This is a genomic window from Streptomyces sp. SKN60 (assembly GCF_026236535.1).
Classification (GTDB): Bacteria; Actinomycetota; Actinomycetes; order Streptomycetales; family Streptomycetaceae; genus Streptomyces.
The window spans coordinates 206,268-219,109 of sequence record NZ_JAHTMW010000004.1; the positions used below are offsets into that span (position 1 = coordinate 206,268).

The 12,842-nt window shown below is 73.4% G+C and carries 11 protein-coding genes and 1 riboswitch; of the genes, 3 read left to right on the forward strand and 8 right to left on the reverse strand.

Annotation, left to right across the window (positions count from 1 at the left end; genetic code table 11):
• Nucleotides 1-140: 140 nt before the first annotated feature.
• Together KV205_RS08800 and KV205_RS08805 are read right to left on the reverse strand one after the other, a co-directional pair.
• The gene (locus tag KV205_RS08800) at nucleotides 141-1,016 is read right to left on the reverse strand and encodes a LysM peptidoglycan-binding domain-containing protein (protein ID WP_265863525.1); all 876 of its coding nucleotides are present in this window, start codon (nucleotides 1,014-1,016) and stop codon (nucleotides 141-143) included.
• Between the two features lie 3 nt (nucleotides 1,017-1,019).
• Nucleotides 1,020-1,175: riboswitch (cyclic di-AMP (ydaO/yuaA leader) on the reverse strand.
• Between the two features lie 698 nt (nucleotides 1,176-1,873).
• The gene (locus KV205_RS08805; RefSeq protein ID WP_265863526.1) at nucleotides 1,874-2,869 is read right to left on the reverse strand and encodes an aldo/keto reductase; all 996 of its coding nucleotides are present in this window, start codon (nucleotides 2,867-2,869) and stop codon (nucleotides 1,874-1,876) included.
• Nucleotides 2,870-3,124: 255 nt separating this feature from the next.
• Between KV205_RS08805 and KV205_RS08810 the strand changes: the two genes are divergently transcribed.
• Entirely contained in the window at nucleotides 3,125-5,953 is a 2,829-nt protein-coding gene (locus tag KV205_RS08810) for a hypothetical protein (RefSeq protein ID WP_374214646.1), read from the forward strand.
• Between the two features lie 114 nt (nucleotides 5,954-6,067).
• Nucleotides 6,068-6,319 carry an EF-hand domain-containing protein gene (locus tag KV205_RS08815; protein WP_265863527.1) on the forward strand — a complete coding sequence of 84 codons (252 nt, stop codon included), beginning with the start codon at nucleotides 6,068-6,070 and terminating at the stop codon, nucleotides 6,317-6,319.
• A gap of 8 nt (nucleotides 6,320-6,327) precedes the next feature.
• On the opposite strand, the gene KV205_RS08820 is transcribed toward KV205_RS08815, so the two are convergent.
• The 3 genes from KV205_RS08820 to KV205_RS08830 all read right to left on the reverse strand — a co-directional run bounded on the left by KV205_RS08820 (nucleotide 6,328) and on the right by KV205_RS08830 (nucleotide 8,121).
• Nucleotides 6,328-6,609: a hypothetical protein gene (locus KV205_RS08820; RefSeq protein ID WP_265863528.1), complete on the reverse strand. Its 282-nt coding sequence runs from the start codon at nucleotides 6,607-6,609 to the stop codon at nucleotides 6,328-6,330.
• A 175-nt stretch (nucleotides 6,610-6,784) separates the two neighbouring features.
• The gene (locus KV205_RS08825; RefSeq protein ID WP_265863529.1) at nucleotides 6,785-7,708 is read right to left on the reverse strand and encodes a SigB/SigF/SigG family RNA polymerase sigma factor; all 924 of its coding nucleotides are present in this window, start codon (nucleotides 7,706-7,708) and stop codon (nucleotides 6,785-6,787) included.
• 209 nt (nucleotides 7,709-7,917) lie between these two features.
• A complete protein-coding gene (locus tag KV205_RS08830; RefSeq protein WP_265863530.1) occupies nucleotides 7,918-8,121 on the reverse strand; it encodes an antitoxin in 204 nt (67 codons plus the stop codon).
• Nucleotides 8,122-8,300: 179 nt separating this feature from the next.
• Between KV205_RS08830 and KV205_RS08835 the strand changes: the two genes are divergently transcribed.
• Nucleotides 8,301-9,497, forward strand: a complete 1,197-nt coding sequence (locus KV205_RS08835; RefSeq protein ID WP_265863531.1) for an alpha/beta hydrolase — start codon at nucleotides 8,301-8,303, stop codon at nucleotides 9,495-9,497.
• A 40-nt stretch (nucleotides 9,498-9,537) separates the two neighbouring features.
• Here the strand turns inward: KV205_RS08835 and KV205_RS08840 are convergent, their stop codons facing one another.
• From KV205_RS08840 to KV205_RS08850, 3 genes are read right to left on the reverse strand one after another with little or no spacing between them, the layout of a single operon-like run.
• A complete protein-coding gene (locus KV205_RS08840) occupies nucleotides 9,538-10,833 on the reverse strand; it encodes a sugar ABC transporter permease (RefSeq protein ID WP_265863532.1) in 1,296 nt (431 codons plus the stop codon).
• Nucleotides 10,830-11,630, reverse strand: coding sequence for an ATP-binding cassette domain-containing protein (locus tag KV205_RS08845; RefSeq protein ID WP_265863533.1), 801 nt, complete (start codon nucleotides 11,628-11,630; stop codon nucleotides 10,830-10,832). The genes KV205_RS08840 and KV205_RS08845 overlap by 4 nt, the downstream gene beginning before the upstream one ends.
• A gap of 42 nt (nucleotides 11,631-11,672) precedes the next feature.
• Nucleotides 11,673-12,776 carry a substrate-binding domain-containing protein gene (locus KV205_RS08850; RefSeq protein WP_265863534.1) on the reverse strand — a complete coding sequence of 368 codons (1,104 nt, stop codon included), beginning with the start codon at nucleotides 12,774-12,776 and terminating at the stop codon, nucleotides 11,673-11,675.
• Nucleotides 12,777-12,842: the final 66 nt, after the last annotated feature.

A 12,842-nucleotide genomic window follows, 5' to 3' on the forward strand; every position in this document is an offset into this window, starting at 1 on the left:
CCGACGTCTCCCGGAGGAGAGGACGGAGGAACGGCCGAGAAGGTTTCACCTGATCGGGTGAGGAATACGCGCCGGGTGGGCGAGGCCGGCTTGACGTGCCCGCGGGGTGCCGTGCACGGCACCCCGCGGGCGATGGTCCGTCAGTAGGCGCCGAAGACGTTGTCGATGGAGCCGTAGCGGTCGGCGGCGTAGTTGCAGGCCGCGGTGATGTTGGCGACCGGGTCGTACGGGTCGAAGGAGGTGCCGGCCACGTGGTAGGCACTGAAGGTGGGGTCGATCACCTGGAGGAGGCCCTTGGACGGGGTGCCGGCGACGGCGTTGGAGTCCCAGTTGTTGATGGCCCGCGGGTTGCCCGAGGACTCGCGCATGATGTTGCGGTAGATGCCGTCGAAGGTGCCCGGGATGCCTTCGCGGGCCATGATGTCGAGGGACTCGCGGATCCAGCCCTCGAGGTTGTCGGCGTACGTGTAGCCCGCGGAGGTGGCGGAGCCGGCCGAGGTCGCGACGGCCTGGACCGCCTTCGGCTGGACGGCCTTCGCGGGGGCCGAGGCGGCGGCGCCGCTCGTACCGGTGGCGGCCTTGGCGGTGGTCTTCGCGGCGGTCTTCCCGGCGGTCTTCCCGGCGGTACGGGTGGCGGTGCCGGCGACGGAGAGCTGCTGGCCCGGGTGGATCAGGCGCGGGTCGTCGCCGACGACGCGGCGGTTGTCCTTGTAGAGCTTCTTCCAGCCACCCCGCACCCCGTGCTCGTGGGCGATCTTCGACAGCGAGTCACCGGCCACGACGGAATACTTCACCGGCCCGGACTTCACGGCCGCCGGGGCCGCGGCGGGCGCTATCTGAATCGTCTGCTTTGCCACTGCGACGGAGGGAGCCGCGGCGGTCGGAGTAGCCGCACCGGCCGTGCCGGCTCCGGCCAGGGGCAGGGCGAGGGCGGCGCTGCCGGTGAGGCCGACGGCGGCGATGCCGCGGGCGAGCGGGGTGTTCTTCGGGCGGCGGTGCTTGCCGGGTCCACGCATGGCGAGTCCTCTCCTTCGCCTGCGAGGTGAGCTGTCGGGTTCGGGCAGGAGATGCCCGGCCGCGCTGCGCGCGGCTTCACCCCGAGCCGTCCCCGGAGACCGGGGCCGGCGGCAAACCTGGGTCCCCCGCTCCTGCCGGAAGTGTGGTGAGTGCGGTCGACCGGGCGGCGGCAGGATTCGGCGTTTCCGTCCGGTTTCGGGGCGACCGTATGCGAAGACAAATATCGAAAACAAGGAGGGAATTCATCGCACGGAATTGATCTACGGGGGAATTCGGAAGGATCATTCCGCCCACCCGCGAGCCTCGCGCCAATCCTTTTCCGCGCGGCCGTTCCTGACGCTGCGACAGCTGTCCGGAATCCCTCCCCGCGACCGGCGCGAGGTGACTCACATCACCCTGCGCCGCTCCCTTGCCTTTCTCACCCGAATAACCCCCTTCGGTCATCACTTCGGCATTCCGGCATTGCAATGCAATAACCGGACATCGCCCGTTTTGCGCACCTGTAGCGCCGGCGGGCTCGGGCCGTCCGCCCGCGGCCCGGTGGCTCGCCCGGACGTGCGCGTGGTGCTGCTCGACCGCCTCGCTGCGGTCCACCGGGCCGAGCACGATGACCAGGTGGTAGCGGCCGGGCCGCAGCTCCGGCTCGTGGTCCCGCTGGTACGCGAGGGGGTCGGCGGAGTAGCGGGAGGCCAGGTCGCCCGTGCCTCGCGGTGTACGAGGAGGTCGTGTCCGGCCCGCACCGTGCCCATGCCGCCCGAGCCGAGCGGCTCGTCGAGCCGGTAGCGGTCAGGCGCCTCCCCCGTCACCATGCGAGCATCAAGCCCCAGCGGGCCCGGGCGGAGAGCCGGGTCGGGCGTCAGGACCAGGCGAGGTCGGCGCGGTGGCTCCAGTAGGCGGCGGGCGGTTCGGTCAGGGTGGCGAGCTCGGCCAAGTCCCCTGCATCGAGGGCGAGTCCGGCGGCGGTGAGGTTGGAGGCGAGCTGTGCCTCGGTGGCCGCGCCGGAGAGCACGATGTCAGCCCAGGGGCGGGCGGTCACCGCCGCGAGGGCGACGGCGTCGCCGCCGGCTCCGGTGCGGGCGGCGACGGCGCGGAGGGCGGCCGTGTCGGGGCCGGTGGCGTTGCGTCCGGCGAGCCGGCCGTTCGCCATGGCCTCCTTGACGACCACCAGCCATCCCGCGTCGTGCGCCTCGGCGAGCGCCGGTCCGGCGGAGGGTTCGAGCACGTTCCAGGTGGACTGCACGGCCGTGAACAGCGGCCGCCCGGCCACGGTCACGCCGAGGGCGGCGCGGATCGTGTCGGCCTGCGCCGGGCCGCTGGTGGAAAGCCCCACCCGTACGCCCTCGTCGGCGAGTTCCGCGAGCCGGGCGTGCAGGGCGGGGTCGGAGAGCGCGGGGCTGTCCGGGGTGACCGAGTGCACCAGGTACACGTCAAGGTGCCGGCCGAGCAGCGCCCGGGTCTCCTCGACCTGCCGCTCGAACACCGCCACCGAGTGCTCCTTGACCTCGTGCGCGGCGACGCCGGAGGTCCGCCAGCCGGCGGTGTACGTGTACCCCCACTTGCTGCCGACCCGCACCGAACCGGCCGCCTCCGGCCGCGCGTCCAGCCATCCGGCCAGGAACTCCTCGGCCCGCCCGTACGACCTCGCCGTGTCGAAGTACCGCACGCCCGCGGCGTAGGCGGCGTCCAGGAGCGCGTCCGTCCGCTCCCGGAGCGCCGCGACACTCCGGTCCCCGGGAAGGTCGAGCTCCCGCCCGAGCGTGATGTACCCGGGCCGCCCCACGGCGGCGGTTCCGAGCCCGAACCGCGCGAGCGGCCCGCCGGAGGCGGAAGACGTGGCGGCGTCGGCCGGCATGACGGTGTGTCCCTTCGTCGGTCCGCGGGCGACCCGCGCACGCGCCGACCCGTACCCCGACCCTAACGGCGCCGCGGGAACCGGCCGGGGAACGCCCCCGCCCTCCACCACCAGGCATCAGAACCGGCCACCCCTCCCCCGCCGGGCAACCCCGTCTCGTCCTCCCCCGTCCTCCGGGGGCAAGAGGGTGCCCCGGGGGATCACAGGGCGCCCGTGGGCGTGCTGGACGAGAACCAGATCGTGAGGAAGAGCGCTTTGATACGTGTCACACGCGGCGTGACCACCGCCGTGACGCTGATGGCCCTGGCGGGCGTGTCGCCGGGGCTCGCGTACGCACAACCGGATCCCGCCACTGCCGGGGTCGCCGGATCCGCCGCGGCGGGGCTGCCCGAGGGGTGGCGGGTCGTCGGGTCCGGTGCCGGGCGGGAGTTGGTGTGGCGGACGGCCGGGGAGGCCGTGCCGATGGGCGATGCCCGGGTGGAGTTCCGGGTCGACGGGAGGCTGCTCGGGTATCCGGAGCCGGCGGCGGACGGGCGGTCGTTCCGGCTGCGGCTCGGGGATCAACGGGTCGACGGCGGGGCGCGGTTGAGCGTGACGGCGGGCGGGCGGCGGCTGGACGCCGCCGGGGCGCCGGCCCTCGCGCCCCGTCTGCGGCCGAAGGCACCCGCGGCTCCCCCGGCTCCGGAGGCGCCGCTGCCGGCGAATCCGGTGGATCCGGGGGTGCCCGGCCCGTACCGCACCGTGTCCGGCGAGTACGCGCTGAAGGACGTGCGGCTGCCCGGTTTCCCCGAGCCCGTGGAGATGCGCGCCGCCGTGACGGCGCCGGCCGGCGCGCCGGGGAAGCGGCCGGTGGCGCTGTTCCTGCACGGCCGGCACGGCACCTGCTACAAGCCGGGCACGGAGGAGGACTCGGGCGCGTGGCCGTGCCCGGCGGGGATGCGGCCGATACCGAGTCATCAGGGGTACGGGGCGGCGCAGCGGCTGCTCGCCTCGCAGGGGTACGTGACGGTGTCGGTGTCCGCGAACGGCGTCAACGGGCAGGACCATGCGGCGGACGACGGCGGCGCGCAGGCCCGTTCCTCCCTCGTCCGGCAGCATCTCGCCCGCTGGGCGGAGTGGGGCGCGCACCCGGACAAGGCGCCTGCGGTGGTGCGGAAGGCGGCGGCCGCCGATCTGTCCCGGGTCCTGCTCGTCGGGCACTCGCGGGGCGGCGAGGGCGTCAACCGGGCCGCGCTCGACAGCCTGTCCGCGCCGCCCGCGAGCCAGGACGGCTACCGGGGGCCGGTGCGGTGGAAGATCCGCGGCAACGTCCTCATCGGACCGACGATCTTCGGCCAGAACCCGGTTCCGGACGTGCCGTCGATGACGATCCTGCCCGGCTGCGACGGCGACGTGTCCGATCTGCAGGGGCAGATGTATCTGGACGCCACGCGCGGCGTCGGCCGGGGCGCGGCGCTGCACAGCGCGGTGTACGTGGTGGGCGCCAACCACAACTTCTTCAACAGCGAGTGGACGCCTGGCCAGGCGAAGGCGCCGGCCGTGGACGACTTCTGGTCCGACGGGGAGCAGCCCGACCCGGTCTGTTCCCCCGGCGCCCCGACGCGCCTGACCGCCCCGCGGCAGCAGACCGCGGGCGCCGCCTACATCGCGGCCGCCGCCCGGCTGTTCGTGGCGGGCGACGACCGGGTGCGGCCGCTGCTCGACGGCACCGGCCGGCGGGCGCCGTCGGCGGGCCCGGCGCGGGTGCTCGCGCACGCCGTCGGGGCCGGCCGCACCCCGGCGTTCGTCCCGGGTTCGCCCGACACCGGCGCGGCGCTGACCGTGTCCGGCGCGGGCCGGCTGTGCGCGCAGATCGACCCCGACGCCGCGCGCTCGTGCCTGTCGCCCGACGAGGGCGGGCAGTCACCGCACTTCGCGTCCTGGGAGACCTCGCCCGAGCCGGGCCGCGACGCCGTCGCGCTGCGCTGGACCCGTGCCGGCACGCCGGTCACGGTGCGGACGGCACGGCCCGTGTCCCTGGCGGGCACCGAGTCGCTCGCCCTGCGCCTGGTCGTGCCGCCGAACACCAAGGGCACGGAGCTCGACGTGACCGTGGCCGACGCCTCGGGCCGCCGCGCGCCGCTCGGGCGGGTGCGGGTGGACGGGCTGCCGGGCAGTGAGCGCACCGCCTCGTACTGGGCGCGGGAGGTCCGGGTCCCGCTGTCCCCGGCGGTCCGGGCGCGCCTCGACCTGAGGAAGGTCGCCGCCCTCGAACTCACCCCGCGCACCGCTGAGGGCCGGGCCTGGCTGGTGGACTCCTGGGGCTTCCGCCCGGGTCTGCCGGCGGTCCGTCCGGCCCCGCTGCCGCGGGTGGACGTCGGGCGGCTCACGGTCGACGAGGGCGACTCCGGGGTGCGGACCTACCGCGTTCCGGTCACGGTGTCCGGCTCCGGCAGCGGCCAGGTGCGCCTGTTCACCCCGACGCCCGGGACCGACGGGACCGACGGGTTCACCTCCCGCGTGGTCACGGTCCGCCCGGGTCATCAGGACATCGACGTGCGGGTGCCGGTGGAGGGGAACACGCGGTACGGCTGGGAGGTGAGCCACGACGCGTTCGTGAAGGCCGTGCGCGGCACCGTCGTCGGCGCGCACCGCGGTGGTGTGACGGTGCGCGACGACGACCCGATGCCCGAGGTGCGGGTGACGCCCGTCGCCGACGCCGTCACCGAGGGGCAGGCGCTGGTGTGGCGGGTCACGCTGTCGCAGCCCGCCGACGCCGACGTCATGGGCGGTGTCTCCTTCCTGGCCCCGGCGGGCGGGGCGCCGGAGCTGTCCACGGCGGACGTCGACCCGGAGTGGGTGCGGGACACCTACGGCTCCGTGCCCGACCCGGCCCGGCTTCTGTCCCGGCCGGAGTATCCGGACGCGTACGCGGGGTTCGCCGTGCCGGCCGGGGAGACGGTCGCGGAGGTGCGGGTGCCGACCGTGCGGGACGGGGTCGCCGAGCCGGTGGAGACGCTGCGGGGCGTGCCTTTCACGTACGACGCCGAGTGGCGGCAGGTGCCGGGTGCGGAGGTCACGGGGACCGTACGGGACGCCTCGTAGCGTGGTGTGAGGGGCGTACGGACGCCGGGACGCCGGGGGCAACTCGCGAGGTGCCCCCGGCGTCCTTCCGTACGACAGCACGTACGACGTCACGTACGACAGGACGGACACGCGATGAGCGACAAGGCCCGGGTTCTCTTCGACGCGCTCGATCTCGACCACGACGGCACCCTGACGCGCGCCGAGGTCATCGCCGCGCTGCACGCCAAGGGGCCGACGCTGGTCGCGCAGGGGGTGGTTCCGGCGTGGGGCGTCGGGGACGCCGACGCCTCCTCGGCGCTGTTCGACGAGGCCGACGCGAACGGCGACAAGGTGCTCAGCTTCGAGGAGTTCGCCGCGATCGTGAACCGCCGCTTCGGCTGGTGAGGGGGCCGCTAGGCGGCCGTGGGGTGCGGGGGTGTGTGGGCGACGCGGACCGGGCCCACGACGGTCAGCGGGATCCCGAGGTGCTCGCAGAGGCGGCGGGCGCGGGAGAGGGCGCTGAGGGAGGCCGGGGAGGGGTCGGCGGTGGGCAACTGCACGCGGACGAGCCGCGGCCGGTGGGACAGCAGGAGGGCCTCGGTCTCCAGGAAGGCCGCGGCCCTGCTGGTGACGTCGAGGTCGCGCAGGAACGACAGGTGCAGGACGCCGTCCTCGAAGGCGTGGCTGATGAGCATTGACGATCTCCTTCCGCCGCCCGGTGGCCGCCCCCGCCTCGCGGCATGCCGGACGGCATGAGCGGGGCGGACGACGGCTCACCCAGTATGCGGAGAAGCATGCCGGATGCACCCTTTCGTGCGTCGTGTCGGAGGACGGCCGCACGAAAGCCACGCGGACCGGCCGCGCGGCCGGTCAGGCGTGGCGGGGCGGGACGGCGGCGCCGTCGTCGGCGAGCAGGCCGGCCCTGAGTTCGTCCAGGATCCGGGTGAGCAGCCGGGAGATGTGCATCTGCGAGAGCCCGAGGCGTTCGCCTATCTGGGCCTGGGTGAGTTCCTGGCCGAAGCGCAGGGACAGGATGCGCCGGTCGCGTTCGCCCATTCGGGCGATGAGCGGCTTCAGCGCGGTGAGGTCCTCGATGAGGTCGTACGAGGGCTCCGGCGCGGCCAGCCGGCGGCTGACGAGCGGCGGGGCGTCGTCGTCCTCGGAGAACGCGACGTCCAGGGAGCGGGCGGTGTAGCCGCGGGCCGCGAGCTCGCCCTCGGCGACCGCCGCCACGCCGATCTGGAGGTGGTCGGCGACCTCGGCGCGGCTGGGCCGGTGGCCGTGCCGCTGCTCCAGGAGGTCGCTCGTCCTGGCCAGGTCGATGCGGAGCTCCTGGAGCCGCCGGGGCACCCGTACGGCCCAGCTGGTGTCCCGGAAGAAGCGCTTCATCTCGCCGACGACGGTGGGCAGCGCGAAGGCCGAGAACTCGATGCCGCGGTCGGGGTCGAAGCGGTCGATGGCCTTGATCAGGCCGATGGTGCCGACCTGGACGATGTCCTCGCGCTGCTCGGGCCGGTTGCGGAAGCGGCGGGCGGCGAAGCGCACCAGGCTCAGGTTGAGCTCGACCAGGGTGTTGCGGACGTACGCGTGGGCGGGCGTGCCGGGCTCCAGTTCGCGCAGCCGGACGAGGAGGGCGGCGGACAGGGTCTGTGCCTCGTCGGTGGAGACCCGGGTGGGCCGGTCGATCTCGGGCAGCCCGGCGAGGGCGGCGCGCCGGGTCTCGGCGGCGGAGGCGGGGGCGGGGGCCCGGGCGGTTGCGGGGGCCCGGGCGGAAGCGGAAGCGGTGGCGGACATGAGGCTCCTTCGACGGTGGCGGTGGGCCTGCGCCGCCGGCCGGTGGGGGCGGCGGCGGGGGTCCGTCGGTCGAGCGTCCTGTCAGAAGGATTCCCTGTTTGGTCCGGTTTGACACGAATGGAGCAGCGGGGAGGGGGTGGCCGGCATCCGGGTACGCGTGCGTCCGGCCGGGCGCTGGGGCCCGGCCGGACGCATGGGGGCGCGGCTCGCTACTGCGGGGGCTGGTCCCGGCGCTCGGTGCCGGCGTCGGTGCCACCCAGTTGCTCCTTGAGCTTCTCCTGGGCCGTGTCGACCTGGCTGCTGTACTTGCCCTGGGTCTTGTCGTCGACGAAATCGCCGGCCTTGTCGATGCCCTTGCCGGCCTGGTCCTCGTGCCCCTTGAGCATCTGCTTGAGCTTGTCCATCACGGACATCGCGGCCCTCCTCGGACGGCCCCCCTGGTCCGTCCCAGCATCCCGGACCCGCCCGTGGTACGCATCCGCAGGCCGCCGTGAGGCGGAGGGGACGGTCCGACCGGGGGTCTACGCCCGGCCGCCGGATTCCGCCCGTGGTCTGACGCGGGGCGGTTGGGGGGCGCCGTAGCGTCCTGGGCATGATCGCACTTCGCCGGGCGGCCGCGGCCGCCCTTCTCGCCTGTGCCGTCGCGTTACCCGCGACCGCCCTGCCCGCCCACGCCGCGACGCCCCTCGCGCCCGCGGCATCCCTCCGCGCCGCCGCCCCCGCCGTACCGGCGCTGGAACTGCCCGCCCCGACCGGCCGGTTCGCGGTCGGCAGCTCCGTGCTCCATCTCGTCGACCGGTCACGGCCCGACCCGTGGGTGCCCACGGCGGACGGCCGGGAACTGATGGTGACGATGCACTACCCGGCCGCGCGGGGGACGCAGGGGCCGCCCGCTCCGTACGTCTCCGAGGAGGTCGCCCGGACCGTCCTGTCGGGCGTCGGGGTGACCGATCCGGCCGCGGTGAAGGCCGTGGCCGGGATGACGGCGTACAGCAGTGTCGACGTGCGCCCGGCGCCCGGGCGGCATCCGCTGGTGGTGCTGTCGCCGGGCTTCGGGGTGCCGCGCTTCACGCTGACGAACCTGGCGACGGAGCTCGCCTCGCGCGGCTACGCGGTGGCGTCCGTCGACCACGCCTACGAGGCCTCGGCCATCGCCCTCCCGGACGGGCGGACGCTCGGCTGCGTGGCCTGCGAGGCGCTGGAGGCGGGCCGGATCAAGGGGGCCGACGTGACGGCCGCGCGGGCGGCGGACGTGCGCTTCCTGCTCGACCGGCTGACCGGGCCGCGGGCCGTCGCCACCTGGCCGTACGCGCGGACCATCGACCGGAGCCGGGTCGGCATGGCCGGGCACTCGATCGGCGGGGCCGCCGCCGCGGCCGCGATGCTCGCGGACCGGCGGGTCGACGCCGGGCTGAACATGGACGGCTCGTTCCACGACACGCTGCCGGCCGGCGGGCTCGGCGGGCGTCCGTTCCTGATGCTGGGCACCGACGACGAGATGCACCGCCCCGGCGGCATCGACAAGACCTGGGACACCACCTGGAGGGCGCTCGACGGCTGGAAGCGGTGGCTGACGGTGACCGGCGCGGACCACTTCACCTTCACCGACGCGCCGGTGCTCCAGCGGTACTTCGGGCTGCCGGCCGGTGACATCCCGGCCGACCGGGCGCTCGCGGTGACCCGCGCGTATGTCACGGCCTTCTTCGACCAGCAGCTGCGCGGACTGCCGCAGCCGCTGCTCGCGGGGCCGAGCCCGCTGCATCCGGAGGTGCACTTCCAGCAGCCGTAGAACACTGCCCGGGCAGTCGGGGGTCGCGGGGCGGTGCCGGTCAGGCGCGGCCCGCGGCCTTCTGGCTGCGCCGGGACAGGGAGTCGACGACCACGGCGGCGAGCAGCACCGATCCGGTGATCATGAACTGGACGGCGTTGCTCACGCCCATGATGTTCATGCCGGACTGGATCGAGCCGATGACCAGCGCGCCGAGCAGCGCGGACCACACGGAGCCGCGTCCGCCGAACAGGCTGGTGCCGCCGATGACGGCGGCGGCGATGACGTTCATCAGGAGGTTGCCGCCGCCGGAGGTCTGGCTCGCCGACTGGATCTGCCCGGCGAGGAAGAGACCGCCGACCGCGGCCATGGTGCCGGCGATGGTGAAGACGCTCATCCGTACGAAGGGCACGCTGATGCCGGCCCGCCGGGCGCCCTCGATGTTGCCGCCGACCGCGAAGATCTGCCGCCCGTAGCGGGTGCGCCGCAGCACGAAGTCGAGCACGACCAGCAGGATCAGGAAGATCAGCAGGGCGAGCGGCAGGCCCTGGTACTGGTTGAGGATGTACGCGGCGACGAAGGCGATGGCCGCGATGACAACCGTGCGCAGCACGATCTCGGCGATCGGCCGGAACGGCACCCGCGCGGCCTGCCGGCGCCGGGCGTCGAGCAGCGAGGCGAGCAGGAAGAGGCCCACGCCGACGGCGGCCGTGATGTAGGCGGTGGCCGGGCTGTGGAAGATCGTCGAGTACATCTCGGCGACGACGGTGTCGCTGGGGATGTTGACGGTGCCGGTGCTGCCGAGCACCTGGAGCATGAGTCCGTTCCAGGCGAGGTTGCCGGCCAGGGTGACGACGAAGGCGGGCACGCCGACCTTGGCGAAGAAGAAGCCCTGGATGAGGCCGACCGCCGCGCCGCCGGCGACCGCGACGAGCAGCGCCAGCCATTCGTTCATGCCGTTGTTGACGTTGAGCACGGCGAAGATGGCCGCGCACAGGCCGCTGACGGAGCCGACGGACAGGTCGATCTCGCCGAGCAGCAGCACGAAGACGATGCCGACGGCGATCATGCCGGTGCCGACGATCTGCTGGCTGAGGTCGGAGAGGTTCTGCGCGGAGAGGAAGGTGCTGTCGAGGCTGCCGAAGACCGTCCAGATGATGATCAGGGCGATGACGACGGGCAGGGAGCCGAGCTCGCCGCTGCGCATCTTGCGCCGGAACTCCTTGACGTAGCCGCGGACGCCCTCCTCACGGGCGATCAGCCGGCTGTCGACGGCGGGCACGGCCTCGGGTGCGGGCGCCGGGGTCGTGTCGTTCTGGGGGCGCTCGTTCCCGCCCGCCTTCCGGTCGCGGCTCATGGCAACTCCTCCCCGCGGGCCTCCCGCTCCTCGCGTATGCGGGCCTGACGCCGGGTCACGGCGCTCTCGGTGGCTCCGGTGATGGCGGAGATGATCTCCTCGGTGGTGGTGGAGCGTTTGTCGAAGACGCCGTTGTTGCGGCCGAGCCGAAGGACCGCGATCCGGTCCGCGACGGCCATCACGTCGACCATGTTGTGGCTGATGAGGATGGTCCCCAGGCCGTGCCCGCGGAGCCGTTCGACGAGGTCGAGGACCTCGGCGGTCTGTTCGACGCCGAGCGCGGCGGTGGGCTCGTCGAGCAGGACCACCTTGGGGTCGCCGATCAGCGAGCGGGCGATGGCCACGGTCTGGCGCTGCCCTCCGGAGAGGGAGGCGACCGGGATGCGGACCGAGGGGATGCGGATGGACAGGGTGTGCAGCAGCTCGCGGGAACGCTGCTCCATGCGGACCTCGTCGAGCACGCCGAAGCGGCGCAGTTCCCGCCCGAGGAACAGGTTGCCGACCACGTCGAGGTTGTCGCACAGCGCGAGGTCCTGGTAGACGGTGGCGATCCCGAGGTGCTGGGCGTCGTGGGGCCGGCCGATGGAGACCCGCCGGCCCTCCCACTCGATGACGCCCTCGTCGGGCGGGTTCACCCCGGCGATGGCCTTGATGGCGGTCGACTTGCCGGCGCCGTTGTCACCGACGAGGGCGACGACCTCTCCGGCGCGCACCTCCAGGTCGAAGCCCGACAGGGCCTGGACCGCGCCGAACCGCTTGGAGATCCCCCGTAGTGACAGCACAGGTGCTTCCGGCACGGCGACCGCCTCCGACCCCTGCCAGGCCCGTTTCCCGGGCGGTTACTTCAGACCGGCCTGCTGGCACGCGGCCTCGTACGTCGGCGTGCAGATCTCGTTCACCGTGTAGAGGCCCTGCTTGACGACGGTGTCACCGATGTTGCTCTTGTCGACCACGATCGGAGTCAGCAGGTTGGCCGGGACCTTGTTGCCGCTGCCGCTGGTGACGGTGGTCGGGACCAGGTCCTTGGTGAGCTGCTTGCCCTGCGCCAAGTCGACGGCCATCGTGGCGGCGATGTCGGCCTCGGGCTTGTACGGCTTCATGATCGTGATGGTCTGATTGCCGATCAGAATCCGTTGGATGGCGTCGAGTTGGGCGTCCTGACCGGTGAGCGGCACGCTCAGGCCGGCCGCCTTGAGGGCGGTGGAGATGCCCGCGGCCAGTCCGTCGTTGGCCGAGTAGACACCGACGATGTTGTCCTTGCCGAGGGCCGCGATGGCGCCGGACATCTGCTGGTTGGCGTTGTTCGGGTCCCAGTTGGGGGTGTCGTACTCCTTGCCGATCTTCACCTTGCCGTCCAGGACGGAGTGCGCGCCGGCCTTGAACTCGGCGGCGTTGGGGTCGGTGGGCGACCCGTTGTGCATCACGATCACGCCGCTCTGGGCCTTGCCGCCGAGGGCGTCGAGCAGTGCCTGGCCCTGGAGCTGGCCGACCTTCTTGTTGTCGTACGAGACATAGGAGTCGACCGGGCCCTGCGCGAGCCGGTCGTAGGCGACGACCTTGACGCCCGCGGCGTTGGCCTTCTGCACGGAGGACTGGATCGACTTGGAGTCCACCGCGTCCAGGATGAGTACCTTGTCACCCTTCGCGAGCGCGGTGTTGACCTGCTGCTGCTGGGTGGTGGCGCTCTCGGCCGCGTTGTAGTAGTCGATCTGGGCGCCCGGCGCCAGTTCCTTGATCTTCGCCTCGATGTAGGGGCGGTCGAACTTCTCGTACCGCGTGGTCTTGCTCTCCGGGAGCAGCAGGCCGATCTTGACCTGCCCGGCCTGCGCCGCGCTCGTCCCCGAGTTCGTCGCCTGGTCGGCGTCGGAGCTGCAGGCGCCCAGGCTCAGGGACAGCGCCACGGCTCCCGCGACGCTGATCGCCGCTCGCAATGTACGGGTCATGGCCGGCTCCTTCCGCGCGCCCTCCGTCCCTTCACCGCGGGACTGTGGGGCTGCGAAATCCGCCCG